The organism is Paraburkholderia sp. SG-MS1, assembly GCF_012275575.1.
Lineage (GTDB): Bacteria > Pseudomonadota > Gammaproteobacteria > Burkholderiales > Burkholderiaceae > Paraburkholderia.
The window spans coordinates 14,129-39,568 of sequence record NZ_NPIH01000236.1 but is presented as its reverse complement, the minus strand read 5'-3'; the positions used below and the strand labels follow the sequence as shown (position 1 = coordinate 39,568).

The 25,440-nt window shown below is 65.0% G+C and carries 21 protein-coding genes; 9 read left to right on the top strand and 12 right to left on the bottom strand.

Going from position 1 to position 25,440, the window contains the following annotated elements; genetic code table 11:
* Window positions 1-104: 104 nt before the first annotated feature.
* Both CIC12_RS22650 and CIC12_RS22645 read right to left on the bottom strand, forming a co-directional pair.
* Window positions 105-785, bottom strand: coding sequence for a PspA/IM30 family protein (locus CIC12_RS22650; protein ID WP_168667183.1), 681 nt, complete (start codon window positions 783-785; stop codon window positions 105-107).
* 543 nt (window positions 786-1,328) lie between these two features.
* Window positions 1,329-1,982 (bottom strand): hypothetical protein, encoded by a 654-nt coding sequence (locus CIC12_RS22645; RefSeq protein ID WP_168667182.1) that lies wholly within the window; start codon window positions 1,980-1,982, stop codon window positions 1,329-1,331.
* A gap of 470 nt (window positions 1,983-2,452) precedes the next feature.
* Here CIC12_RS22645 and CIC12_RS22640 point away from each other — a divergent pair, with 470 nt between their 5' ends.
* From CIC12_RS22640 to CIC12_RS33910, 3 genes are all read left to right on the top strand, one after another.
* Complete coding sequence (locus CIC12_RS22640; protein WP_168667181.1) at window positions 2,453-4,951, top strand: penicillin-binding protein 1A; 2,499 nt, start codon at window positions 2,453-2,455, stop codon at window positions 4,949-4,951.
* Between the two features lie 361 nt (window positions 4,952-5,312).
* Window positions 5,313-6,191 carry a lipid A biosynthesis lauroyl acyltransferase gene (locus CIC12_RS22635; protein ID WP_168667180.1) on the top strand — a complete coding sequence of 293 codons (879 nt, stop codon included), beginning with the start codon at window positions 5,313-5,315 and terminating at the stop codon, window positions 6,189-6,191.
* A gap of 232 nt (window positions 6,192-6,423) precedes the next feature.
* A complete protein-coding gene (locus tag CIC12_RS33910) occupies window positions 6,424-6,606 on the top strand; it encodes a hypothetical protein (RefSeq protein ID WP_446728031.1) in 183 nt (60 codons plus the stop codon).
* Between the two features lie 235 nt (window positions 6,607-6,841).
* Here the strand turns inward: CIC12_RS33910 and CIC12_RS22630 are convergent, their stop codons facing one another.
* From CIC12_RS22630 to CIC12_RS22620, 3 genes are read right to left on the bottom strand one after another with little or no spacing between them, the layout of a single operon-like run.
* The gene (locus CIC12_RS22630) at window positions 6,842-8,344 is read right to left on the bottom strand and encodes an efflux transporter outer membrane subunit (RefSeq protein ID WP_168667179.1); all 1,503 of its coding nucleotides are present in this window, start codon (window positions 8,342-8,344) and stop codon (window positions 6,842-6,844) included.
* A 2-nt stretch (window positions 8,345-8,346) separates the two neighbouring features.
* Entirely contained in the window at window positions 8,347-11,475 is a 3,129-nt protein-coding gene (locus CIC12_RS22625; RefSeq protein ID WP_168667178.1) for an efflux RND transporter permease subunit, read from the bottom strand.
* Window positions 11,472-12,614, bottom strand: coding sequence for an efflux RND transporter periplasmic adaptor subunit (locus tag CIC12_RS22620; RefSeq protein ID WP_168667177.1), 1,143 nt, complete (start codon window positions 12,612-12,614; stop codon window positions 11,472-11,474). Before CIC12_RS22620 ends, CIC12_RS22625 begins: the two co-directional genes overlap by 4 nt.
* Before the next feature lie 219 nt (window positions 12,615-12,833).
* On the opposite strand from CIC12_RS22620, the gene CIC12_RS22615 reads away from it, so the two are divergent.
* Window positions 12,834-13,451, top strand: a complete 618-nt coding sequence (locus CIC12_RS22615) for a TetR/AcrR family transcriptional regulator (RefSeq protein ID WP_168667176.1) — start codon at window positions 12,834-12,836, stop codon at window positions 13,449-13,451.
* A 142-nt stretch (window positions 13,452-13,593) separates the two neighbouring features.
* On the opposite strand, the gene CIC12_RS22610 is transcribed toward CIC12_RS22615, so the two are convergent.
* Window positions 13,594-13,806 carry a hypothetical protein gene (locus CIC12_RS22610; RefSeq protein WP_168667175.1) on the bottom strand — a complete coding sequence of 71 codons (213 nt, stop codon included), beginning with the start codon at window positions 13,804-13,806 and terminating at the stop codon, window positions 13,594-13,596.
* Between the two features lie 257 nt (window positions 13,807-14,063).
* On the opposite strand from CIC12_RS22610, the gene CIC12_RS22605 reads away from it, so the two are divergent.
* Entirely contained in the window at window positions 14,064-15,119 is a 1,056-nt protein-coding gene (locus CIC12_RS22605; protein WP_168667174.1) for a LysR family transcriptional regulator, read from the top strand.
* 43 nt (window positions 15,120-15,162) lie between these two features.
* On the opposite strand, the gene CIC12_RS22600 is transcribed toward CIC12_RS22605, so the two are convergent.
* The 6 genes from CIC12_RS22600 to CIC12_RS22575 form a co-directional block, all read right to left on the bottom strand.
* Window positions 15,163-15,393 carry a DUF2795 domain-containing protein gene (locus CIC12_RS22600; protein ID WP_168667173.1) on the bottom strand — a complete coding sequence of 77 codons (231 nt, stop codon included), beginning with the start codon at window positions 15,391-15,393 and terminating at the stop codon, window positions 15,163-15,165.
* 232 nt (window positions 15,394-15,625) lie between these two features.
* Entirely contained in the window at window positions 15,626-15,880 is a 255-nt protein-coding gene (locus CIC12_RS22595) for a hypothetical protein (RefSeq protein ID WP_168667172.1), read from the bottom strand.
* A 229-nt stretch (window positions 15,881-16,109) separates the two neighbouring features.
* Window positions 16,110-17,447: a C45 family autoproteolytic acyltransferase/hydolase gene (locus CIC12_RS22590; RefSeq protein WP_168667171.1), complete on the bottom strand. Its 1,338-nt coding sequence runs from the start codon at window positions 17,445-17,447 to the stop codon at window positions 16,110-16,112.
* A gap of 173 nt (window positions 17,448-17,620) precedes the next feature.
* Window positions 17,621-19,354: a ClcB-like voltage-gated chloride channel protein gene (locus CIC12_RS22585; RefSeq protein WP_168667196.1), complete on the bottom strand. Its 1,734-nt coding sequence runs from the start codon at window positions 19,352-19,354 to the stop codon at window positions 17,621-17,623.
* 85 nt (window positions 19,355-19,439) lie between these two features.
* Window positions 19,440-20,177 (bottom strand): glutathione S-transferase, encoded by a 738-nt coding sequence (locus CIC12_RS22580; RefSeq protein ID WP_168667170.1) that lies wholly within the window; start codon window positions 20,175-20,177, stop codon window positions 19,440-19,442.
* Window positions 20,178-20,333: 156 nt separating this feature from the next.
* On the bottom strand, window positions 20,334-21,443 hold the full coding sequence (locus tag CIC12_RS22575) for a YeiH family protein (RefSeq protein ID WP_168667169.1): 1,110 nt from the start codon (window positions 21,441-21,443) through the stop codon (window positions 20,334-20,336).
* Between the two features lie 116 nt (window positions 21,444-21,559).
* Here CIC12_RS22575 and CIC12_RS22570 point away from each other — a divergent pair, with 116 nt between their 5' ends.
* The 4 genes from CIC12_RS22570 to CIC12_RS22555 form a co-directional block, all read left to right on the top strand.
* Window positions 21,560-22,468 carry a LysR family transcriptional regulator gene (locus tag CIC12_RS22570; protein WP_168667168.1) on the top strand — a complete coding sequence of 303 codons (909 nt, stop codon included), beginning with the start codon at window positions 21,560-21,562 and terminating at the stop codon, window positions 22,466-22,468.
* Window positions 22,469-22,721: 253 nt separating this feature from the next.
* The gene (locus CIC12_RS22565; protein WP_168667166.1) at window positions 22,722-23,537 is read left to right on the top strand and encodes a TIM barrel protein; all 816 of its coding nucleotides are present in this window, start codon (window positions 22,722-22,724) and stop codon (window positions 23,535-23,537) included.
* Window positions 23,534-24,550 carry a sugar kinase gene (locus CIC12_RS22560; protein ID WP_168667164.1) on the top strand — a complete coding sequence of 339 codons (1,017 nt, stop codon included), beginning with the start codon at window positions 23,534-23,536 and terminating at the stop codon, window positions 24,548-24,550. Before CIC12_RS22565 ends, CIC12_RS22560 begins: the two co-directional genes overlap by 4 nt.
* Before the next feature lie 103 nt (window positions 24,551-24,653).
* Window positions 24,654-25,440, top strand: a 787-nt coding sequence (locus CIC12_RS22555; RefSeq protein ID WP_168667162.1) for an MFS transporter, incomplete at its 3' end; no start/stop codon positions are given.

Below are 25,440 nucleotides of genomic sequence, written 5' to 3'. Positions count from 1 at the left end.
GGGCGCATGGCGCCCGTCTCCTTCAGTCGTTACCAGTGGCCGCGCGGATGATCGGCCGGCATGCCGGCGCCCGTATCAGGCCGCCGGCATGTACTGCCGTGCAATTACTGGGCCGGCGTGTTGAGCTGCTTCTTCAATGCTTCCAGACGATCTTCGACGGACGGCCCACGGTTCAAATCTGCGAGCTTGTCGTCGAGGGCCTTGCCACTCTTCACGTCGGCGGAATTCAGACGGGCGTCCGAGCGGGCATTCGACAATGCCACCTTGTCTTCGAGTTTCTGGAAATCTTCCGAAAGATTCTTGCCGCCGATGCCGCCCAATGCAGTAGCCGCGACGTCTTTCGCTTCGGCGATCTGCTGCTTCGCCTGCAGGATGTTGGAACGCGCGTTCAGGTCGTTGCGGCGGGTGCGCATGTCTTCGATCTGACTCTTCAACTGCGCGACCGACGGCTCGAGCGTGGTCAGCTCCTTCGTCAGCGCGTCGCGTTCGGCCTCGGCTGTGGCTTGCGCGCCGAGGGCTTCACGGGCGAGCGCTTCGTCGCCGGATTGCAGCGCGCGCTTTGCGCCGTCTTCGTACTTCTTCGCCTTGTCCGCGGCAACATCGCGCTTGCTTTGCTGCGTGGCCACCTGCGCCTGAATCTCGATCAGCGAGTTCTCGGCCTTGCCGATGCTGTCGTCGAGTTCGCGCACGATCTGGCGCGAGTCGCGCGACGGATCCTGCACGGAGTCGGCCGCGTCGTTCAGGAGACCTTTGAGCGTGCGCGAAATGCTGTCAAAAAGCGACATGAAAACCTCCAAAGAATGGTGTTGGCGCTGAATAATCCCGCGCGCTTAACTGCTTTTCACTGCTACTTTACGCCGCTGCGCACGAAGCTGCGCAAACGTTCGGACCGGAGTTCGGGGCGCGCTCGCCAATTGCAATAGCGATGCCGTGAATTGTCCGGTTCGAAAGTTAAAACGGCGAATAGTTTCAAAGGTTAAATCGCGCGAGGAGTCTTCGACTTGCCCGCGAATATACACCACGCGTCCTCTTAAAAAGGGCTGGCGGGGCGCAACGACTCATTGCCTCGCCCGGGGCGCGGCAGGTAGGGGGACGCGAGTGGAAAGGGGCTGTGCGTCACGTCCGGTCGGGCCTACGTGTGAGGCGTCGCGCATTCATACGGGCGGCTTTAACGATGCGAAGGATGCAAATGTCAAAGCGCTTTTGCTCATTCGGCAGATTGCGATTTACATGTGCCAAGCTTGCAATGCCGAAAGCTCGACCATTGAATCGCGTTAATGTAAAAATCTGCAACGGCCATGCCACCCAATGCGCAATACGCTGCTTTTTTACGCGAAGCGGCCGCCTTCCGTGCTCGGGTCGCCGCTCGGTTCGTCGTCGTCGCGCGCCTTGTCGATGCGTGGGCGCTTGAGCACGTTACGCAGCGGCGTTTCGAGCCCGGATGGCTGTGGTGCCGGAGCTTCCCCGGCTGCGGCTGCCGCCGCCGCTTTCGCTTCGGCGACTCGCGCCACCGCCTCGGCGGTGGCCGCGGCTTCCAGATAGGCTTCGGCAGCGAGGGCGGCTGCGAGGCCCGCCGGCAGCAGCGGAGCGGGTTGGGCGCCGTGCGTGAGTGGCAATGCATCCGCGGCGCGCGACGAACGCTCGTGGCCCGTTGAACCGGTGGAGTCCGCCGCTGCGCCTGCGGCCTCATGTAAGGGCCCGTCCACGTGTGTCTGCAACGCCGCCGGCAATGCGGCACGTGCGTACCGCGTACCGCGCGCCACGCGTTGCAGCGCCGCGTCGAGCGCATCCGGCGCGCGCGGCGCGCGCAACCGGTCGACGATGCTCGCCGCCTTCACCTGCTCGCTGGTCGCGCCGAAGCTCAGCACGGCGCGCCGCATCAGTTCGCTGACGCTAATGCCCAGATTCTCGGCGGTGGAGGTGATCGCGCGTTTCTGCGCGGTCGTCACGAATACGACGATGCGTTCGCTCGGCTTGTTCATGGTTGGCTCGCATACTTGTTGGCATGGGCGGGTCAAGGCGTTATCCGGTAGACGCCAGCGCGCGCCGGTATCGTTGCACGCGCCAGGACCATCATATGACGAGTTGCACCGATGCGAAACGGGCGCGACATGAAAATCCCGTGACATCAACGAGTTGTGGCGTTTCGAGGGGCTTTGTCCACAGGCCTTTCCCCATTTTCTGTTGATAACCCGGGCGTAACGCCCAAAATGCCCGGTGGCCACGGCGCGAAGGGAATTCTTACAAAAAAACTGGCTTGAAGGCGGCTTGATTTCTTTAAAATGCTCTGTTACGTTGCGCCGGACATGGTCCCAGGCGTGCCGTGCGGCCGGCCGGGGGCAAGCGGCTGCGCGGTGGCTTACGCCTCTGGCGACGAGGTTCGATCACCACCCATGCGCGCGCCGTGAGCGCGGGCAGACAGGCGTGCTTCAAGGCGCCCACTATTCCAGTCATGCCAATCATCAAACGACCGCATTCCTCCCATTCTCCGTCCGGCGAAGACCGGGATTCCTACCAACGCACTCCAGGACGCAATGCCGCTTCGCGCGATGCCGAGGCCGGCCGCCGTTCGTTCGGCGCGACGCTCGCGCTCTGGTTCGTGGGGCTCCTCGCGACTGTCGCGGTGGTGGGTGCGCTGATCGTCGGCTATGCGCTGGTGGTGATGGGGCCGCAACTGCCGTCGCTCGACGCGTTGACCGACTATCGTCCGAAAGTGCCGTTGCGGGTCTATACCGCGGACCACGTGCTGATCGGCGAATTCGGCGAAGAGCGGCGCAGCCTCGTGCGCTTTCAGGACATTCCCGACCAGATGAAGAAAGCGGTGCTCGCCATCGAGGACTACCGCTTTTACGAACACGGCGGCGTGGATTTCGTCGGCATTCTGCGCGCCGGCGTATCGGATCTCATGCACGGCGGCGCCTCGCAAGGCGCGAGCACGATCACGATGCAGGTGGCGCGCAACTTCTTCCTGTCGAGCGAGAAGACCTACACGCGCAAGATCTACGAGATGCTGCTTGCGTACAAGATCGAGCGCGCGCTCACGAAAGATCAGATTCTCGAGGTGTACATGAACCAGATCTATCTGGGCGAGCGCGCGTATGGCTTCGCGTCGGCCGCGCGCGTGTACTTCGGCAAGGATCTGAAAGACATCACGCTGGCGCAAGCCGCGATGCTGGCCGGCTTGCCGAAGGCGCCGTCCGCGTATAACCCGGTGGTCAATCCGAAGCGCGCGAAGATCCGTCAGGAGTACATTCTGAAGCGCATGCTCGAACTGAAATACATCAGCGAGGAGCAGTATGAGCAGGCCGTGAAGGAAGAGATTCACACGAAGAACCCCGGCAACGAATACAGCGTGCACGCGGAGTACATCGCCGAAATGGTCCGTCAGATGATGTACGCGCAGTACAAGGACGAAACCTATACGCGCGGTCTGAACGTCACCACGACGATCGATTCGGCCGATCAGGACGCCGCGTACCGCGCGGTGCGCAAGGGCGTGATGGATTACGAGCGGCGTCACGGCTATCGCGGGCCGGAAGGCTTCGTGCCACTGCCTGCGCCGGGCGATGAGCGCGATCAGACCATCGACGACGCGCTCACCGATCACCCGGACAACGGTGAGATCATCGCCGCCGTGGTCACGGACGCAAGCCCGAAACAGGTAAAGGCGCAACTGGTGGACGGCACCCAGGTGACGATCAGCGCAGACGGCCTGCGCTTCGCCGCGGGCGCGCTGAGCGCACGCGCGACGGCGGCCACGAAGATCAAGCCGGGCTCGATCGTGCGCCTCGTCGCCGACGACAAGGGCAACTGGCAGATCACGCAACTGCCGCAGGTGGAAGGCGCGCTCGTGTCGCTCACGCCGCAGGACGGCGCGATCCGCGCGTTGGTGGGTGGGTTCGACTTCAACAAGAACAAGTTCAATCACGTCACGCAGGCGTGGCGTCAGCCGGGTTCGAGCTTCAAGCCGTTCATCTATTCGGCGGCGCTCGACAAGGGCGTGGGACCGGCGACGATCATCAACGACGCGCCGCTGTATTTCCCCGCGAGCACGCCGGGCGGCGACGCATGGGAGCCGAAGGACGACGACCAGCCGGACGGTCCGATGCCGATGCGCCTTGCGCTGCAGAAGTCGAAGAACCTGGTGTCGATCCGCATCCTGTCGTTCATCGGCACTAAATACGCGCAGGGCTTCGTCACGCAGCGTTTCGGTTTCGACGCCGACAAGACCCCGCCGTATCTACCGATGGCGCTCGGTGCCGGTCTCGTCACGCCGCTGCAGTCGGCAGGCGCGTACTCGGTGTTTGCGAACGGCGGCTACCGGATCAACCCGTATCTGATCAACGAGGTCACGGACGCGCGCGGCGAGCCGCTGTCGAAAGCGCAGCCGCTGACGGCGGGGCGTGATGCGCCGCGCACGCTCGAACCGCGCAACGCCTACATCATGAACAGCCTGCTGCATTCGGTGGCGACGGCCGGTACCGGCGCGGGCACCAACGTGCTGCGCCGTTCGGACCTGCAAGGCAAGACGGGTACGACCAACGACGCGAAGGATGGCTGGTTCGCTGGCTATCAGCAGTCGCTGGTGGCGGTCGCGTGGATGGGCTACGACCAGCCGAAGACCCTCGGCAGCCGCGAATTCGGTGCGCAGCTCGCGTTGCCGATCTGGATCGAGTACATGCAGCGCGCGCTGCGCGGCGTGCCGCAAGCCGAACCGCAGCAGCCGCCGGGCGTGACCGCGGTCGACGGCGAACTGTTCTTCACCGACATGATGCCGGGCAATGGCTTCGTCGCGAGCATCGGGCTGGATTCGGCGAATCCGGTGGCCGGCACCGACGCGGTGGGCGGCGTGGGACCGGCGGGCATGACGCCGCCGACGGTGCCGCCGCCGAGCGTATCGTCGAACGAGAAGAAGCAGATCATGGATCTGTTCGAGTCGAACAAGCCATGACGGACCCGCGTGCGCGGGCCGGGTGGCCCGCGCACGCGAGTTGGTGAAAGGGTAGGGAAGGCACGGCCGGATTGTGTTCGAGTCGTCTGGGCCACGTATTCCGCACGCTGTCCTCCTATCATTTCCGGCCGATTCTGTGTGCGGGGTCGGCAGTATGTTTTAATCACGCCTCTGGTGCTTTTTATCAGCGGCAACGCACCACAGCACCACACCGCAACGTCTCGCCGCAAGCGAGACGTCCCCCCTCGAAGCGCAGCGCGAGACCCGGTTTGACGCGCGCGCATGTCACGTCGATCGTTGGCAACCCCGAAGTTGCCGCGGCCGGTGTGTTCGTCATCCAGCATCCACCGGGTCCCGCCTTGTGAAAAGTCGAATTCTCATCTGTCTGACGACGGGTCTGCTGCGCGCGTTCGCGTTCCTGCCTTATGGGGTGCTCGCGCGAATCGGCACTGGCATCGGCGCGTTGCTGTACCGCATTCCAAGCACGCGCCGGCGCGTCGTGCACACCAATCTGAAGCTGTGCTTCCCGGACATGAGCGAGGAAGCGCGCGAGCGTCTGGCGCGCGCGCACTTTTGCCACGTGATCCGCAGCTACGTCGAGCGCGGGCCGCAATGGTTCGGCAATGCGCAGGCGCTCGCGCGCCTCGTCGAAGTGGACAGCGCGATCGATCTCGCGGAGGTCTCGTCGCAGCCGACCATTTTCGTCGGCTTCCATTTCGTCGGCATCGAGGCGGGATGCATGATGTATTCGACGCGTCATCCGGTCGCCTCGCTCTATACGCCGATGTCGAACCTGCTGCTCGATGCGATGGCCAAGCGGCAGCGCGGCCGCTTCGGCACGGAGATGATTCCGCGCAGCGACAGCGTGCGGCGAGCGCTGCGCGCGTTGCGCGAAGGCAAGCCGGTGATGCTTGCCGCGGATATGGACTTTGGCTTGCGCGATTCGGTATTCGTGCCGTTTTTCGGCGTACCGGCCTGCACGCTGACGTCGGTATCGCGGATGGCGCGCGCGGGCAATGCACGGGTCGTGCCGTTCGTGACCGAGGTGCTGCCGGATTATCGTGGGTACAAGCTGACCATTTTCGATGCGCTAAGCAATTTCCCGTCCGATGATGTGTCGGTCGACGCGCGGCGGATCACCGAGTTTCTCGAGACACAGGTAAGACGGATTCCTGATCAATATTATTGGGTGCATAAGCGGTTTAAAAATCGGCCGGCGGGAGAGGCCGGGGTTTATTGAGGTTGCGGCTTTTCTGGTTTCTATCGCCTGACGGCTATGGACGATGCGCGGTGGGCCGCTGGGCCATGGTTAGCGGATACCTGCAGGGCAGGACGACCGAGGCAAGTAGCATCGTGAGAAATCAGGTAGCTCGATCTGCCCATTCATTGCGTATTTATCGTGACATTACTTCGCATTGCTACGACTTGACGGATATGAGCACTCACACCGTGGCGGCTAGAGTCGATATCAGATTGAAGGAGAGATGAACGATGCAGATGGCTCGCCAATAACCGTGCTTTTGTTCGCCGATCCAGCCGACCGGTTGTATGAGCTTGAATACCTGCGCTGGGGGGATGCACGATTGCAACAACCAGATTGGTCGACACTCAGGTTTATACCCGGTGCGATTGCCGCGAGGAACGGCGCTGCGTAGCGGGAAATGCAAACGGAGAAGACGGATTTATCAGGTCTTCCCGGCTCACGCAAGCGGGCTGATTGGCGTGTACCCACGTGAAAAACCCGCCGTTCAATACCCACTGATACATTCAGTACCGTTCAAAAAAATTCGAGTGCGTTCAACGTGTTAGCCTGCCTGTCAGAAAGTTTTCAACAGGCTCATCAACATAAATTGTGGATAAGTCCAGCGCCTTCAGTACGAAATCCAGGGTTTAGTCCGACGCGGTGTCCGCCGTCGATACCGCCGGCATCGACGTAGCCGCCGCCTCAACTGGCGGATTGCCCATCGCCTGAAACAACGCCGCCGTATCCGTCAAACGGGCGCTCGTATAGCGGATCTCATCGAGCTGTGCGTTGCGAAACTGCTGCTCGCTCGAGCGCGTCGACGCAATCGGCAACGCGCCCAGCCGGTAGCGTCCCGACGTCTCTTCGAAAATCCCCTGCGCCGAACGCGCGGCGACATTCGCCGAGTCAAGCGCCTGCGCGTCGTGCTCCAACGCGGCGAGCGTATCGGCGACGTTCTGGAACGCGGCCAGCACCGTCTGCCTGTACTGCGAGAGGGTGGCGTCGTACGTGGCTTGCGCCGCGCGCCGCTGCGCCAGCAGTGCGCCGCCATGGAACAGCGGCTGCGACAACGATGCGCCAATGCTCCATATCGCCCCCGCGCCGGACAGCGCCACAGGCCAGCTAAACCCGCCCTGTCCCATCGACGCGCTCAGCGACAGGCTCGGGAACATCTGCGCCGTCGCGACGCCGACGTCGGCCGCCGCGGCCTTCACCGCGGCGTCGGCGGCCTGAATGTCGGGCCGTGAGCGCAACAGTTCCGACGGCACCACGACCGGCACCTGCTCCGGCAGATGCAGCCGCGCGAGATCGAGGTCGTCCGGCGCCGCGTCCGGCGTGCGGCCGAGCAGCACGGCCAACGCGTGACGCGTGCTCAGCCATTGCTGCTTCAAACCCGGCAAGCTCGCCGCCAGACTCGCCGCGCTCTGCTGCGCGCTCAACAGATCCGCATGCGACACCGCGCCGAGCGCATAGCGCCGCTGGGTGTCGCGCGCCTGATCGTTGGCGAGCGTCACGAGCCGCTCGGTGGTATCGATCTGCGCATGCAGGGCGGCGCTGGTGATCGTCGCCGTGACGATGTTGGCGGCCAACGCACGGCGCGCGGCGTCGAACTGATAGGCCTGCACGTTCACGCGTGCGGCAAGCGCCGCATCGGCCAGACGCGCAGCACCGAACAGGTCGAACGTGTAATGCGCCTGCAATTGGCCGACGAAGACGTTATACAGAAACGTGTTGGGGCCAATCTCGGGGATCGCCAGCGCGCGATTGCGGGTCGCCTGGCCGCCCGCGTCGATGGTCGGCAGCATCGAACTGCCGACCTGCGCGCGCAACTGCTCGCGCGCGGCGGCGAGACTCCTGTCGGTCGCGGCGAGCGTGGGGCTGTTGCGCAAGCCTTCGTCGACGAGCGCGTCCAACGCATCCGATTGATACAGCTTCCACCATTCGGGCACCGCCCGCGCGCCGACCACGAACTGCTGCGTGACGCCTTGCGCAGGCGCAGTCTGTGCCGGCTGCGCCTCGGCGCCGTAGTGCGCCGGCTGCGGCATCGCGGGCGGCTCACCGCTCGGCCCGAACGAGCAGGCGGCGAGCGCGCAGGCGACGAGGGCGAGCGCACCGAGGCGCGGATAGCGGGAGAGTGTAGAAGTAGCCATGCTCAATTCCCCGTATGCGTCGCACCGGACGGCGTCTGCGGCTCGCGCTCGTCGCCGCGCACCCTGAACGACGTGGCGTATAGCGCCGGCAGATAGAACAGCGTGAGAATGGTCGCGCTCGTGATGCCGCCCATCAGCGCGGTCGCCATCGGGCCGAAGAAGTTCGAGCGCAACAGCGGAATCAGCGCGAGCACGGCGGCGGCCGCGGTCAGCGTGATCGGCCGGAAACGCCGCACGGTCGCGCCGACGATCGCGTCGAAACGCTTATGCCCCGACGCGATGTCCTGCTCGATCTGATCGACCAGAATCACCGAGTTGCGCATGATGATGCCGAACATCGCGATCACGCCGAGCATCGCGACGAATCCGAACGGCTGGCCGAACAGCAGCAGCGTGAGCACCACGCCGATCAGGCCGAGCGGAGCGGTCAGCACGACCATCAGCACGCGCGCGAAGCTCTGCAACTGAACCATCAGCAGGGTCAGCACGGCAATCACCATGATCGGAATCTGCGCGTTGATCGACGCCTGGCCCTTGCCGCTTTCCTCGACCGAGCCACCGACTTCGATCCGGTAGCCGACCGGCAGCGTCGCGCGAATCTGCGCGAGCGCGCGGTCTACCGAGTGCGTGACGTCGATGCCTTGCGCGCCCGGCGACACGTCGGATTGCACGGTGATGGTCGGCTGACGGTCGCGCTCCCAGATCACGCCGTACTCCAGATCGTTGCGCAGATGGCCGAGCGTGCCGAGCGGCACGGGGCCGTTCGGCGTGGGTATCGCCAGCGCGACGAGTTGCGACGGGTCGACACGTTCCGCGCGCGGCGCACGCAGATCGACGCTGATCAGCTTGTCGCGCTCGCGATACTGCGTGACGGTGTAGCCAGAGAGTGTCATCGCGAGGAAGCTCGAAATGTCTTCGGAACTCACGCCGAGTTCGCGCGCCCGTTTCTGGTCGACCTCGAAACGCACCGAGCGTTCGGCCGGCTCGTCCCAATCGAACTGGACGTTGCGGGTGCCGCGATCGGCGCGCATGGTGGCGGCGACGCGTTCGGCGATCGAGCGCACGGTCGCAATGTCGTCGCCGCTCACGCGGAACTGCACCGGATAGCCGACCGGCGGCCCGTTCTCGAGGCGCGACAGGCGCGTGCGGATCGCCGGGAAGTTGTTGCGCAGTTCCGGTTCGAGCCACTGCGCGAGCTTTTCGCGATCCTTCACCGACTTCGCGGTGATCACGAACTGCGCGAAATTGGGCTGCGGCAATTGCTGATCGAGCGGCAGATAGAAACGTGGCGCGCCGGTGCCGACGAAGCTCACCGTATGATCGATTTCCGGGCGGCCCACCAGCGCTTTTTCGAGCCGCTGTGCCTGGCGCAACGTCGCATCGAACGACGCACCCTCGGGCAGCCGTACATCCACGAGCAACTCGGGGCGGTCCGAGCTCGGGAAGAACTGCTGCGGCACCAGCGTGAAGCCCGCCATGGCGAGTACGAACAGCACGACCGTGATCGCCAGTACAACGAAACGCCGCTCGATGCACCAGCCGATCCAGCCACGCAGACGCTTGTAGAAGCGCGTGTCGTAGATGTCGTGCTCGTGATCTTCCGCTTCGTGCGCCTGACGTTTGCGCTCGGGCAGCAGGTGATAGCCGAGCAGGGGAATCAGCACGACCGCCGCGAGCCACGACGCGATCAGCGCAATCGCCGACACTTCGAAGATCGAGCGGGTGTATTCGCCGGTGCTCGATTTTGCCAGTGCGATCGGCAGGAAACCGGAGACTGTCACGAGCGTGCCGGTCAGCATCGGAAACGCGGTGCTGGTGTACGCGAAGGCCGCCGCGCGCGTGCGGTTCCAGCCTTGCTCCAGCTTCACCGACATCATTTCGACCGCGATGATCGCGTCGTCGACGAGGAGCCCCAGTGCGAGCACGAGCGTGCCGAGCGACACCTTGTGCAAACCGATGTCGAACAGATACATGCAGAGCGCGGTGACGGCGAGCACCACCGGGATCGAGATCACCACCACCATGCCGGTGCGCACGCCGAGCGACACGAGGCTCACCACCAGCACGATCGCGACGGCTTCGGCGACGGCTTCGAGGAAGTCGTCGACCGAGCGCGCGACCGCGTGCGGCATGCTCGACACCTCGACGAGTTGCAGGCCGGCGGGCAGCGCTTGACGCAATTGCGCCATCTGTTGATCGAGCGCTTTGCCGAGGCGGATCACGTCGCCTCCCGGCTGCATCGTCACGCCGATGCCGAGCACCGCCTTGCCGCCGAAGCGCATTTGCGTGACAACCGGATCGTCGTAGCCGCGTTGAATCGTCGCGATGTCGCCGAGACGGAAGGTGCGGTTGTTGATGCGGATCAGCGTGTCGGCGAGTGCGGCGACGTCCTCGAACTGGCCGTTGGGGCGCACGAACACGCGGTCGTCGGCGGTGGTCAGCGTGCCCGACGGCGCGACGCTGTTCTGGGCGTTGATCGCCTGGCCGAGCTGCTGCGGCGAGATGCCCAGACGGGTGAGCTGCGTGTTGGCGATCTCGATGTAGATGTGCTGGTCGGGGTCGCCGAAGTAATCGACCTTGCCGACGCCCGACACGCGCAGCAGCACCGTGCGCAGCTGGTCCGCGTAATCGTGCAGTTGCGCGGTGGAAAAACCGTCGCCTTCGAGCGTGTAGATGTTGGTGTAGACGTCGCCGAATTCGTCGTTGAAGAACGGGCCCTGTATGCCTTGAGGCAAGCTCGCCGCGATGTCGCCGACTTTCTTGCGCACCTGATACCAGGTCTCGGGCACGTCGCGCACGGGCGCCGAGTCTTTCATCGTGAAGAACATGAGCGACTCGCCGGGGCGCGAATAGCTGCGGATGAAATCGACGGCGGGCGTCTCCTGCAACTTGCGGCCGATGCGGTCGGTCACCTGTTCCTGCACCTGCCGCGCGGTGGCGCCGGGCCAGAACGTGCGGATCACCATCACGCGGAACGTGAACGGCGGGTCTTCGGACTGCGCGAGCCGCGTATAGGCGAGGATGCCGAACGCGGTGGCGAGCGCGATCAGAAAAACGACGAGCGCCTGATGACGCAGCGCCCAGGCGGACAGGTTGAAGCGTCCTTCTTCATGTTCATGGGCCGTGCTCATGAAGCGAAGTCCTCGGGGTGCAGCGGTGCGATCACGCGGACTTTTTCACCGGCGGTGACGGTATGCACGCCTTGCAGCACGACGCGCTCGCCGTCCTTGAGCCCCTCGCCGATCACGACGGTGCGCTCGGTGTAGCGCGTCACCGTTACGCGGCGCAGTTCCAGCGCGTTGTCGGTGTTGCGCACGACCCACACGGCCGGCTCGCGGCCTTCGTGGAACAGTGCGGTGACGGGCAGCGTGAAGAAGCCGTTGTGCCGCGCCGCGCCGTTCGTCTGTAAGGAGGCAAGCGGCGCGACATCGGCGGTCATGCCGAGACGCACGTCCGGGCCAGGATTGGCGAGCGTGAGCCGTGCGCGCCACGTGCGGCTTTGTGTGTCCGCGGCGGGCGAGAGTTCGCGCACGCGCGCCGTGAACTTGCGTCCGGGCAGCGCGGCAAGTGTGACGTTGGCGCTTTGCCCGACGGCGAATCCCGCGAGCGCGCTTTCCGGCACGTCGCAGAGGACGTCGATGTCGCCGCTCCATGCAAGGTTGTAGACGGCCTGGCCAGCGGACACGTTCTGACCGGTGTCGGCCTGTTCCGCGGTGATGACGCCCGCGTGAGCGGCGACGAGCGTCGTGTACTGCAACTGGTTCTTCGCGAGCGCGGCCTGTTGCGCGGCCTGGTCGCGCTGCGCGAGTGCGGACGCGTACGCATTGGTGGTCTGTTCGAGCTGTGCCGGTGCGATCAGGTTTTCCTTCGACTGCGCCTGGTCGCGATCGAGCTGCTGCTTCGCGAACACGAGGCCGTGTTGGGCGGCTTCGAGTTGCGCCTGCGCGCTGGCCGCGTTCTTTTGCGCATCGGCCGGGTCGAGCAGGGCGACGACCTGGCCGCTCTTCACGGTGTCGCCGAGGCGCACGCGCCGCTCGATGATCTTGCCGCCGACGCGAAACGACAGCGGCGTCGAATAGCGGGACTGCACTTCACCGGGCAAGGACGCTGCCGGCATTCCATTGCCGTCCGCCCGCACGGCGACGGCCACCACGGGACGCGGCGCGGGGGCCGCTGCTTCTTTTTTCGAGCACGCCGCCAGCGTGAGCACGGCGGCCAGCGCCACGGCGCTAGCTGCGCGGCGCACGGGCCGAGGGGACTGCTGGCGCATCGTCGACGATGCGGGAGGACCGGGACGCTTCACAATTACCCCAACTGGAGACAGCGAACGAACACGGCAAGCCGCAGCGGCCCGCCAGCGAAGACGCGCAGACCAGTTCATGCAATTGGCATACGCGTCCGACTTCGAGTGGTGACGTGCATTCTAATACACACCTGTATTTGAATGTTGAGGTGAATTTGAATTCTTTTCGGTGCTAGACTGGCGGCCATGAAACGGCAACGACTGACACGTGAGCAAAGCAAGGACCAGACGCGCGAGCGTCTGCTCGACGCTGCGCAAGCGATTTTCATGAAAAAGGGTTTTGTCGCGGCGAGCGTCGAGGACATCGCGGCCGCGGCCGGCTATACGCGCGGCGCGTTTTATTCGAACTTCAGGAGCAAGAGCGAACTGTTTCTCGAACTGCTGCGGCGCGATCACGAAACAATGCAGGCCGGCTTGCAGGCCATCTTCGCGAGCGCGGCGTCACGTGAGGAGATGGAAGCGCGTGTGCTGCGTTACTACAGCAGCCTGCATCGCGAGAACAAGTGTTTCCTGCTCTGGGTGGAAGCGAAGCTGCTCGCGGTGCGTGACGGCCGCTTCCGGCTGCGCTTCAATGCGTTCATGCACGAGAAGCTCGAGCAGCTGAGCGCCTATATCCGCGAATTTTCGGCGCGTGTCGGCACGCCGATGCTGATGGAGCCGGAAGCGCTCGCGATTGGTCTGATGGGCTTGTGCGACGGCGTGCAATTCTTCTACACGGTCGATCCGCAAAACGTGCCGACGGAGAAGGCCGAAGCGGTACTGGCGGGATTTTTCTCACGCGTGGTGTTCGGGCGCGACGTGTGAGCCGCCCGGCTTGCGCGCTACAGCGGAAGCGGGCGGGTGGTCGCACCGTCACGCGCGGCGCGGTTGAGCGGCCGGGGGGAGGATTCAGACGACCCCGCGCGTCTCTGTTGCATTCAGACGCCGCGTTCGCGGCGAATCAAACTCAGTTGTTCCGCAGGGGCGCGCAGATGTCGGGGTCGGGTGCCGCGCAGGCGAACGAGTACTCGCCGCTGTAACGCAGAACTTGCGCGCCGGCATGCAGGACGACTTTGATGTCCGGGCAGCGCTCATAGGCGATGAAAGCCGAGCAGGCCGCGGCGGACCAGCAAACCAGTGAAAACGCGATTTTTTCGAAAAGCTGAAAACGAGGTGGCATGGCAGTAATTTCCTTTCGGCCGCTATGTTACCAGCAACTAAGGGTTTATACCTAGCCCAAACCTGCAACACTCGTTGAAACGGTGTCATGAGAGCTCTGCCAATCTGTCGGGAATGTCATGTTCAGGTCAGGGTTGGGACATGATCAGACCGATACAATCGGTTCGTTGGGCAAACCCGCGCGCGCCTTGCCGCACGGGTATTCAGAGGCGGCGAGGGGTTGCGCCGGCCCGGCTTTACCGAGGCAGGAGTCGTCCCATGAATCAACTGCAGTCGATGCGCGTGTTCGTCAAAGTGGCGGACCTCGGCAGCTTCGTCGGCGCGGCCGGCGCGCTGGACCTTTCCACCGCGGTGGTCACCCGGCACGTGGCCGATCTGGAAGCGCGTCTCGGCACGCGGCTGCTCAATCGCACCACGCGCCGGCTGTCGCTCACCGAGTCCGGCAGGACCTATCTGGAACGCGTGCGCCACATTCTCGACGACCTCGAGGGCGTCGAGCAGATGGTGGTGGCACGCAATCACGAACCCGTCGGCACGTTGCGCATCGTCGCGCCGGTGGTGTTTGGGCTCAATAGCCTCGCCCCCGTGGTGCAGTCGTACGCCGCGCGCTATCCGGCGGTCATGCCGGATGTCACGCTCGCGGATCGTCACGTCGACCTCGTCGAGGAGGGTTTCGACGTCGGCATTTTGGCCGTGCGGCATATGCGCAGCGCGAGCATCGTCACGCGGCGCCTGACGACCGGCTACATGACGGTCTGTGCAACGCCCGCGTATCTGGCGCAGCACGGCACGCCGACGCGTCCCGAGCATCTGCTGAAGCATCCATGCCTGAGCCGGCCGTCGGAGCAGGGCGGCGAGGAGCGCGTGTTCAGCGGACCGGACGGTGAAGTCCGTGTCAGACCGGTCAACGCGATCACCGCGAACAACAGCGAGATGCTCCGGCAATTCGCGCTACTGGGCATGGGCGTCGCGATTCTGCCGAGCTACCTGATCGGCCGGGATCTGGCGTCGGGGCGACTGGTGCCGCTGCTTGGCGATTACCGTTTGCCGCAGGTGGAGATCACGATCGCCTATCCGAGCCGGCTGCATCTGCCGGCCAAGGTGCGTACTTTTATCGATCACCTCGTCGAGCATTACCAGCAGGCGGGCGATCACGCGCGGGATGCACGCATCGCGACAGTGGCGGACCCGGTTGCAGGCGTGCTCGCTGAGCGGGATGCGGCGGCGGTGCCGGTGCCCGCGTTGCCGCGTGAGATGGCGCGCCGGGCGCCCAGGGCGGCGCGTGCGCGGGCCGTCGCGGCGTCGCAGGTTTGAGGGTGATCGCTGCTCGGGTCCGGCGTGGTGCCCCGCCGCCCGCTTACGACCCCAGCCCCGGACCGTAATTGCCGCTGACCAGGCGCGTGACGGACGCAATGTCCGCGTAATCCTGCTCCGGCATTCCATCGAGCATAGACAGCACTTCGTTGCTCGCGCCGGCTTCGCGTGCAGCGTCGACGAGCGCGTCCTTGTTGGTCGGGAAATGGACTTCGCTCAGAAGGTCGGTGATCTGCAGGTCGATCGATTCACCGGGAATAGCCGAGGCAGTCATGCAGGTGCTCCTGTGAAAATGCGATTGGAATCCGTTGTTGGGAGGGGGCGGCGCTGACTCACTTGCGGGCCGGCAAAAGCGATATGGAACCGACCCGTGCGTCGCGCACGCTCATGCTCTGCACCGCGCGCCTCATGAAAGGCTAACGAAGGGCTCGCGAAAACCCGTTGGACACGCAAGCGCCGATGACCGCGATCACGCGAGCGCGACCTCGCGAGAACATCAACCGCCGTCAGGTCTGCAGATGCTCGTTCTTCCCCATGACACTACGATCCAGATGTCGCGACTTCGGCAGCGCGATGTGCTGCCACTGTTGCGGCCGGTTATCGTCGATGGCGGCGACATCCGGCGCGGCGGGGGCGACCGGTGCGGCGTTGGCGCGTTCGGCGAGGCTACTCGCATTCGTGCTGTCGACGGCGGTATGAACCGGTGCGGCAAAACACGAGGCGGACAGCGTCACCATGATCAACAGTGTCGAGGTTTTCATCGCCCGACCTCCTAAGCTCATGCGGCGCTGACGATCAAGCAAACGCTGTGCCGTCCCCGCGTCGAAAGGACGGCGCAAGCTACACGCGGCACTGCGATGCGCGACCTGCATCTACTTACCATCTTAGATGGCAAATACTGCAACGCGCGGACATTTGCGACAAAACGGTATTGCAGTTTGCAGATGATCGTGCGAACGCAATACCGGCGGGCGCCCAGGAGGGCACACTCTATCGCAACACATCAAACCGCGTCCACGGCCACGATGGCCGGTCGCGCATATACCCGTTCAGCCAGTTCCACTGCGGATGCCGCTTCATGAACGCCTGCGCGTCGAACGGCCGTCCGCACGGATGACCCCAGCGCGCGGTGAACGCCATCGCGCGCGCCATTTCGCTATCGACCACCTTGCCGTCATTTGCTCCCCAAGGATTGAACGGCCCGTGATCGGTGCCGCCAAAGCGCGCGTCGTCGAGTTCCAGATGGCCGCAGATGGTGCGCGAGCAGGGGTTGTCGTTGCGGTCGAGATAGACGTCGTGATGATCGGCGATCATCTCCTTGGCCAGCTCCACGTCGATCCTGCCGCGATGCAGTTCTTCGAGCTGCATGAAGCGCAAGCGCCGCGCGCCGTTCTTGCGCACGTCCGTGTAGTCTTCACCTTCGCCGATACATTCCTGGTTGCGGATCTTCAGGTCGGTCGCCGTGTTATAGCCGCTATAGAAACCATCCTTGGTGGTTTCGAAGCCCGAATAGTGCAGCCCCAGTTCGTAACGCGCGATCTCGCCGGTCTTCGCGTCGCCTAACAGCCAGCTGTTCGCATAGCCGCCGTTGTTCGCGAGCGCGAACATCTCGCACCATTCGCCGATGCTGTTCGCATACTGCGACGCGCGCCGCGAGCGGTAGAACTCGGGCGCGCCGGCTGCGTTGTAGCCGACGAAGTTGGAGATCGTGGTTTCGGTCACCATCAGCCCGGCGGCCGTGACCCAGAAGTCGGTAAGGCTCGAGATGCAGCCTGGCAAGCCCTGCATCAGGATGCGGTTGCCGCGGTCCGGCACGATGTCGAACACGACGTTGAACGCGTCGCCCGCCGCGTAGCGATCCCAGGAATTGTGCGCCATGACGATGCGGCCGTCGCGCGTCGCGTTGCCGGTGGCGATGAACGCGCTGCAATGGTGCCCGCGCCGGCCGCGCCACGGCTTGGTGCCAAGCTGCGGCTGCTGCCGCGCCGCGTGGCTCGGCCACCAGCTCTGCAGCAGATCCATGTAGCCGTTCCACGCCAGCACTTCGGCGAACGGCAGCTTCGCGCCGTCCGCGATGCCCTGGATTTCATCGGCGAATTCGGTGTCGAGCTTGCTGGCGAACTGGGCGCTCGCGGCGTCGACGAAGGTGTCGAACTCTTCGCCCGTATCCCACTTCGCGAGATAGCGGGCGGTGTGGATCGCGTTGCGGATTTCGGCGGCGAGCAACTGGCCGTGCTGCTCGCCGCGGTCGTAGGGCTCGCCTTCGATATGCAGGAAAATCCAGCCTGCCTGGTCGCGGCGCACGGCATCGAGGGACGGTTCGCTCATCTTCGCTCCGATCGCACGGCGGGCGTCTCGGCGCGCCCGTCCTGACGTAACGCGCGCTGCGGCATCGGTAGCGAAAGCGTGCCGGTTTTGGGCCGCAGCGGTCTCCCCATTGTAGAGAATTTGTGGCGCTTTGCACGGCGCCGCCGGGCCGTACGCCGGAGGGGGCGCGCCGTCTAGTGGGTGGCATTCATGCGGAAATAGGCATCGAGCAGCGAAGTTTTGTAGACCACGCCGGCGAGCGTCGGATGCGCGGCACTTTCGACCACCGGCAGACGTTCGCCCTGAAACGCCATGAAGTGCTGCAGCGCGACGCCGAGCGACATATCCGGCGTGAGCACGTCGAAATGCGGCTGGAGATAGTCCGCGGCGGTTTTCGCCGACGTATCGTGCTTGTCGAGCAGATCGGACGTGATGTCCTTGAGCGCGACCACGCCGAGAAACGCTCCGGACTCGTTGGCGACGTACAGATATTTCACCGGATATTCAAGGAACACGCGCGTCATGTCCGGCACCGTCGCGCTCGGCAGCACGACGGTTTCGGCGGGGCGAATCAGCTCGCGCATCTGGGTGGCGCGCAGGCGCGCGCGCTCCTGCTCCTCGCGGTTGCGGCGCAATGTGATTTCGTACATCGAGGTCTTGCCGATCGCGCGCGCGATGAAATAGGCGACCACGCACGAGAGCATCAGCGGCAGCACGACCTGATAGCTGAGCGTCATTTCGAAGATCATCAGGATCGCCATCAACGGCGCCTGGGTCGCGCCAGCGAGGAACGCGCCCATGCCGACCATCGCGTACGCGTATGGCTCCGAGGTCGCGTGCGGCCACAGCGCGTGCATGCCCTGGCCGAACAGCGAGCCGACCGCAGCGCCGACGAAGAGGGTCGGCGTGAAGACCCCGCCGACCGCGCCGGAGCCCGCCGTGGCCGCGGTCGCGGCGAGCTTGAACACCAGCACGACGACGAGCGCGGTCCACGTCCACGGCGAATGCAGGATCGAGTTGACGACGCTATAGCCGTTGCCCCACACCTCGGGCGTCCAGATGGAAATGACACCGACTACGAAGCCGCCGAGCGCGAGTCTCACGGGCAGCGGCACCGGCAACTTGCGAAAGGCGGCTTTCGACGCGTCGAGCAGCCGCAAAAACTGTGGCGCGGCGAGCCCGCATAGCGCGCCGAGCGCGACGAACAGCAGCACTTCGAGGCCCGCCACCGCCGGAAACACCGGCATTTCGTACGGCGGCTTGTAGCCGGCGAATTCGCGCATCGTGATGTTGGCGACGACGGCCGACACCACCACCGGCCCGAAGCTCTCCATGGCGATCGAGCCGAGCACGATCTCGGTCACGAAAAACGCGCCTGCGATCGGCGCGCTGTACGCCGAGGTAATGCCCGCCGCCGCGCCGCAGGCGACCAGCAAACGCAGCCGCGACGGATCGAAATGCACCCAGCGCCCGATCAGCGACGAGGCGAGCGCCGCCAGTTGCACCATCGGTCCTTCGCGGCCGATCGAGCCGCCGCTCGCGATCGTGAACAGCGAAGACACGCTGCGCCACAGGCTCAGCTTGACCGGCACCACGCCGTCGCCGATCGCCACCGCTTCCATGTAGTCGACGTGATTGGATTTGTCGGCGTGACGCTGGGCAATCAGCAGAAAGAAGCCGGCGATCAGACCGCCGGCGGCCGGCAGCCAGATGCGCATGGTCCACGGCAGGCTGCGCGCCATGTCGACGAAACTGCCGGCGCGGCCCGCCACCAGCAGTTGCAGCAGCGCGATCGCTTCGCGAAACAGGATCGTTGCGAAAGCGCCGGCGATGCCGACCACCACCGACCAGACCAGCATCGTGTGGGCGTCCGAAAGGCGGAACAGGTGTTGGGCGCGGGTGCGCAGCTTCAGCAGGAATGAAAGCACGTCGACGGTACGGGGCGTGGGAAAAGGTTCGGGGACGCGCACGGCGGGCGCGTCGCCGGGGCTGGACGAAGGAAAGCGGCGCGGCTCAAGTCGCCGCCTTGTCGAGTTCCGGGTAGTGCCGGAAGATGCAGGCCTCGTTGTGTTCGATGCGCCGCCCGGACTTCAGATACGCGGCGATGTTAGGCCGCGCGATCACCGCGTCGTGCAACGCGGCGAGCCGCGGATAGTGTTCGCCGAAGCGCTTGAGCGCGCGCGGAAACGCGTACAGCAGGCCGTCGATCAGCTGGAACATCGACAGGTCCACGTAGCTGAGCGCGTCGCCGACCATGAAGGTATCGCCGGCCGGATTCTGCTTCAGCACGCGCTCGAAATACGACATGAACTTCGGGATCCGGTTGTCGATGAAGTCGTGCGCGCGCACTTTGGCGGCGTCTTTCTGGTCTTCGTAGTAGAGGCTGCTCGCGAGCGGATGGTGCGTGTCGTGCGCTTCGGTGACCACGTCGGCGATCGTCAGTTGCAGGCCGTTGGCGACGTAGCGCAAGCTGTCGACCGACGGCGCGAGGTTCAGTCGCGGGCCGAGATAGAACAGGATGTTGGCGGTCTGTGCGATCACCAGATCGCCGTCTTTCAGAAACGGCGGCGCAAACGGCGGATAGGGCTCGTCGCGGCTTTTCATCAACTTCATCATCGCGCCCGTGCCCAGGCTTTCCGACTCGTCGCCGCGTGCCACTTCCACGTAGTCGGCGCCGGCCTCCTCCAGTGCGAGCCGCACGAATTCGCCGCGGCCTTGCAGGCCGTCCCAATAGTAAAGTTTCAGGCTCATCGGTTGATCCTCATTCCGGTCGCTCATGTGCGCAGCATGAACGGGTTGCAGGAGCGGGTGACGCCAGCAACCAGTATGCCGCGCGAGCGCGCCCGATGGGTCGCCAGAATGCGAAAAACCCCGCGCGCGGCGGGGTGGGTTCGAAGGCGGGGCGGTTTAGCCGAGCAGGTGCTGGACGGTCCATGTAATTCCCAGTCCCCCGGCAATCAACCAGACATACAGGATCAGGCCGGTGGTCAGCGCACGCGGTCCGGCCTGACGGATCTGCGCGATGCGCGTTTCGATGCCGAGCGCCGTCATCGCCATCGTCAGCGCGAAGGTGTCGAGCGTGTTGAGCGTGCTGGTCGCGGAGTCCGGCAGAACGTGCAGCGAGTTGATCACGACACAGGCGAGGAAGCCGAGCGCGAACCACGGAATCGCCAGCTTGCGCGGGGCAGCTTCGTGCGAACCCTCCTGGGAGCCCGCTGCCGCGCCGCGCCGCGCCGAGCGGTTCACCCACATTCCGACCACGAGCAGCACCGGCACCAGCAGCATCACGCGCGTCATCTTGACGATGGTGGCGATATGCTCCGCTTCCGGGCTCACGTTGCTGGCCGCGCCAACCACCTGTGCCACCTCGTGGATCGTGCCGCCGAAGAACAGACCCGCGCCGACCGTATCGAGATGCAGCCAGCCTGCGTTGAACAGGACCGGGTAGAGGAACATCGACAGCGTGCCGAACAGCACTACGCTGCCCACGGCCATCGCGCTCTTGTGCGGCTTCGATTGCAGCGTCGACTCGAACGCGAGCACCGCGGCCGCGCCGCAGATCGCGCTGCCGGCGGCGGTCAGGAGCGCGGTATCGCGGTCGAGCTTCATGATTTTCATGCCCGCCCACGTCCCGAGGACGAGCGTGCTCACCACGATCAGCACGGATTGCGCGAGGCCGGGCAGGCCGACCTGAGCGATTTCCTGGAGGCTCACGCGCAGTCCGAAGAACGCGACCGCGATGCGCAGCAGCTTACGCGCCGAAAAATTGACGCCGGCCGCCCAGCTCGCGGGCATGCCGTCGCGCAGCGCGTTGCCGTAAATGGCGCCGGCCACGATGCCGACGATCAGCGGGCTGAGGCCGAGACCGGCGATCGCGGGAATCGATGCGATGCGGGTCACAGCAGCGGCGAACAGCGCGACGAACAGGACCCCATTGAGCTGCCCGCGCGTGGAATGCGCGGCCGCGGGTGGGGCGGCGCTAGTCGCTGCGTGAAGCGGAACCGGTGTGGTGGACATAGTGCAGTCCTTGATGACTGACGGATTTCGATGGGGCTAATCCTAAATTAGATATATCGATATGAAAAATCATGATTTAGAATGTGAAGTATCAGAACCGCCGATATTTCGCATCCATGACCCCTGACCAGCTTATAACGTTCGCCGCTGTCGCCGAACACCGCAACATCAGCCGGGCGGCCGTGGCACTGCATCTGTCGCAACCGGCGGTTTCCGGACAACTGCGGCAGCTGCAGGACGAATTCGGCGAGCCGCTTTACCAGCGCGACGGCCGCGGCGTGCGGCTGACACCGGCCGGCGAGCAGCTGGCGAACTATGCGACGCGGCTGCGTGAAACCTGGCGCCAGGCGCACGCGTACCGCGACGCGCTGCGCGGTCTGGAGCAGGGCACGCTGCGAATCGGCGCGAGCACCACGCCGGCGAGCTACCTGCTGCCGTATCTGATCGCCGATTTCCATCGCCGCTTTCCGGAGGTGAGCGTGCATACCGCCGACGGCAATACCACGGAGATCGTCGGCGCGCTCGGCTCGGTCGACATCGCGATGATAGAAGGGCCGGTCGGCACCGATCTGCCGCCGGACACCGCCGTGCACGCGTGGCGCGAGGACGAGATCGTGGCGATCGTGCCGCGCTCGCATCCGCTCGCGCAGGCGGCGCAGGAAGCACCGGCGGCCGAGTGCGGCCGCGTGGAACTGGCGGCCTTCGGTGCGCATCCGCTGGTGTTGCGCGAGGCGGGCTCCGGCGTGCGGCAGAGCGTCGAGCGCGCGTTCGCGCGGGCGGGCGTGCCGATGCGGGTCGTCCTCGAGATTGCCGGCGTCGAAGGGGTGAAGGAGGCGGTGCGGGCCGGCATGGGCATCGGCTTCGTCTCCGCGATGTCGATGCGTCACGAGAATGGCGTGTTGTGCATGTTGTCGCTGAGCCCGGAACCTCTGACGCGACGGCTGTCGATCCTCGTGCCGTATGCGAGTGCGCCGTCGCGGGTGGTGGAGCAGTTTCTCGCGCTGTGTCTCGCGGATGGCGGCTGAGCGCCTGCTACGCCTACACCGCACCCCGCGGCGCGAGGCGCGCCCGCACACGCGGGGTCCGTCGGCAGTAGCCCTCGCCACTGGGGGCGTGATCCCTCACCGTCACTGATAAGCCTAGGGATTTCCTCTATGGTGCGGGCCGGGCGTTCCGGCGCACTATTCGGGCAACGAAAGCGCCTCGGCGCTTTTTTTCGAAACGCATTTGGAACCGGTTCCAAACGTCATGAAGCGCGCGGAAGTGGGTAAATTGGACATGACTCAAGCAATAGACATCGTGATCGTCGCAAGCGCATTCGGAATGGATGCGGTCCGCGCGGGCGGTCATCTGAAATGGGCGCAGGTGAGCAAACGGGCCGGCGCAGCAGGTTTTGAAGTGCGTCGCGAACTGTTCGCCGACGAGGCCGACGCCACAGCGCCACGTCTGCGCGCGCTGGGCGAAGCGATCGCCGGGCTGGGCCTGTGGGCCGTGTATTCGACGCCCGCGTTGCTGTACACGTCGGACGGTCGGCTCGACGCCGCCGCACTGCGTCTCGCACTCGACGAAGCGGCGGCGCTCGGCGCGCGCGTCGTCAAGCTGCAACTCGGCGGCTTCGCTGGTGACGCGCACGGCGCGGCGATTGCTGCGCAAAGGGATGGCGCGCATGTGCGGCTCGTCGTCGAGAACGGGCAACTGGCGGAAGGCGGCTCGCTCGCGCAATTCACCGGCCTCTTCGACGCGCTGGCGCGCGAAGGCCGCGCCGGTTTGCTCGGCATGACTTTCGATATCGGCAACTGGGCCTGGCGCGACGTCGCGCCGCTCGAGGCGGCCCGGCTGCTGGCATCGCACGTCGAATATATCCATTGCAAGACGACGGTGGGCGAGGGAGCGCGGCGCTTTGCCGCCGCCCCGGCGGCAGACGATGACCGCTTCATCGCGGTGCTCGACCGCTTGCCGCGCGATGTGCCGCGCGGCATCGAGTTTCCGTTCGATGCGAGCCGCCGCGAGGCGGACGCGGCGCATTACGTCGGATGGCTGGCCGCCGTATCGGCCGGCCCCGAAGCAAAGGCAACCCCCAGGAGCCAAGCATGAGCACCCCATCCGCAGCACTCGATGTCATCACGTACGGCGAGGCGATGGCCATGTTCGTCGCCGCCGAAACCGGTCCGCTGGCCGGCGTCGGGCAATTCACGAAGCGCATCGCCGGCGCGGATCTGAACGTGGCGATCGGTCTGTCGCGGCTCGGCTTCAAGGTGGGCTGGATGAGCCGCGTCGGCAACGATTCGTTCGGCCAGTACGTGCGCGACACGTTGAGCCGCGAGGGCATCGACCAGCGTTGCGTCAGCACCGACGAACGTTATCCGACCGGCTTCCAGCTGAAATCGAAAAACGACGACGGCAGTGACCCGGCGGTCGAATACTTCCGCAAGGGTTCGGCGGCGAGCCATCTGTCGCTCGCCGACTATGCCGCCGATTATGTGCTGCCCGCCCGTCACTTGCATCTGACCGGCGTCGCGCCCGCGATCTCGGCGAGTTCGCGCGAACTCGCGTTTCATCTCGCGCGTGAAATGCGCGCGGCGGGCAAGACGATTTCGTTCGATCCGAACCTGCGCCCGACGCTGTGGCCATCGCGCGCGGCGATGGTCGAAGGTCTGAATGCGCTTGCCGCGTTGGCCGACTGGGTGCTGCCCGGTATCGGCGAGGGCGAGATCCTGACCGGCTACACGCAGCCGGAAGACATCGCCAGCTTCTATCTGGAGCGCGGCGCGCGCGGCGTAATCATCAAGCTCGGCGCGCAGGGCGCGTACTTCCGCACCGCCGACGATGCCGGCGTGATCGCTGGTCAGCCGGTCGCCAAGGTCGTGGACACGGTCGGCGCGGGCGATGGCTTCGCAGTCGGTGTGGTCAGCGCGCTGCTCGAAGGCAGGTCGCTGCCGCAAGCGGTCGCGCGCGGCAACCGCATCGGTGCGCTGGCGATCCAGGTGATCGGCGATTCGGAAGGGTTGCCGCCGCGCGCCGCGCTCGATGCGCTCGAACGGGGCGATGCCGATGCTGCCAGGGCCGTCGCCTCGGCCGGCGCTGCGCGCATTGCAACGGCGGCCTGAGCGCGCACGTTATCCGCACGCATCTGGCCGCCTCGATAACAACAAGAGCGCTCGACAGCGCCCCGGCACCGACCATTGTTGTTTCAGGAAGCAGGAGACACTCATGACCTCATCGCTTGCGATTCGCCGTTGGTGGACGATCATGCCGATCGTATTCATCACGTACAGCCTCGCTTATCTCGATCGCGCGAACTTCGGCTTCGCGTCGGCCGCCGGCATCAACCAGGATCTCGGCATCAGCAAAGGGTTGTCGTCGCTGATCGGCGCGCTCTTCTTTCTCGGCTATTTCTTCTTCCAGATTCCCGGCGCGATCTACGCCGAACGCCGCAGCGTCAAGAAGCTGGTGTTCTGGAGCCTGATCCTGTGGGGCGGCTGCGCGGCGCTCACCGGCGTGGTCAGCAATATTCCGTCGCTGATGGTGATCCGCTTCGTGCTCGGCGTCGTCGAAGCCGCCGTGATGCCCGCGATGCTGATCTTCATCAGCAACTGGTTCACCAAAAGCGAGCGCTCGCGCGCCAACACGTTCCTGATTCTCGGCAATCCGGTGACGGTGCTGTGGATGTCGGTGGTGTCGGGCTATCTCATCCATTCGTTCGGCTGGCGGCAGATGTTCATCGCCGAGGGCGCGCCCGCGATCCTCTGGGCGGTGTGCTGGTGGTTTCTCGTGAAGGACAAGCCGCAGCAGGTCTCGTGGCTGACCCAGCAGCAGAAGGACGACCTCGCGCATACGCTGCGCGCCGAGCAGGCCGCGATCAAGCCGGTGCGCAATTACAGCGAAGCGTTCCGCACACCCGCGGTGATCAAGCTGAGCGCGCAGTATTTCTGCTGGAGCATCGGCGTGTATGGTTTCGTGCTGTGGCTGCCGTCGATCCTCAAGAACGGCTCGACGC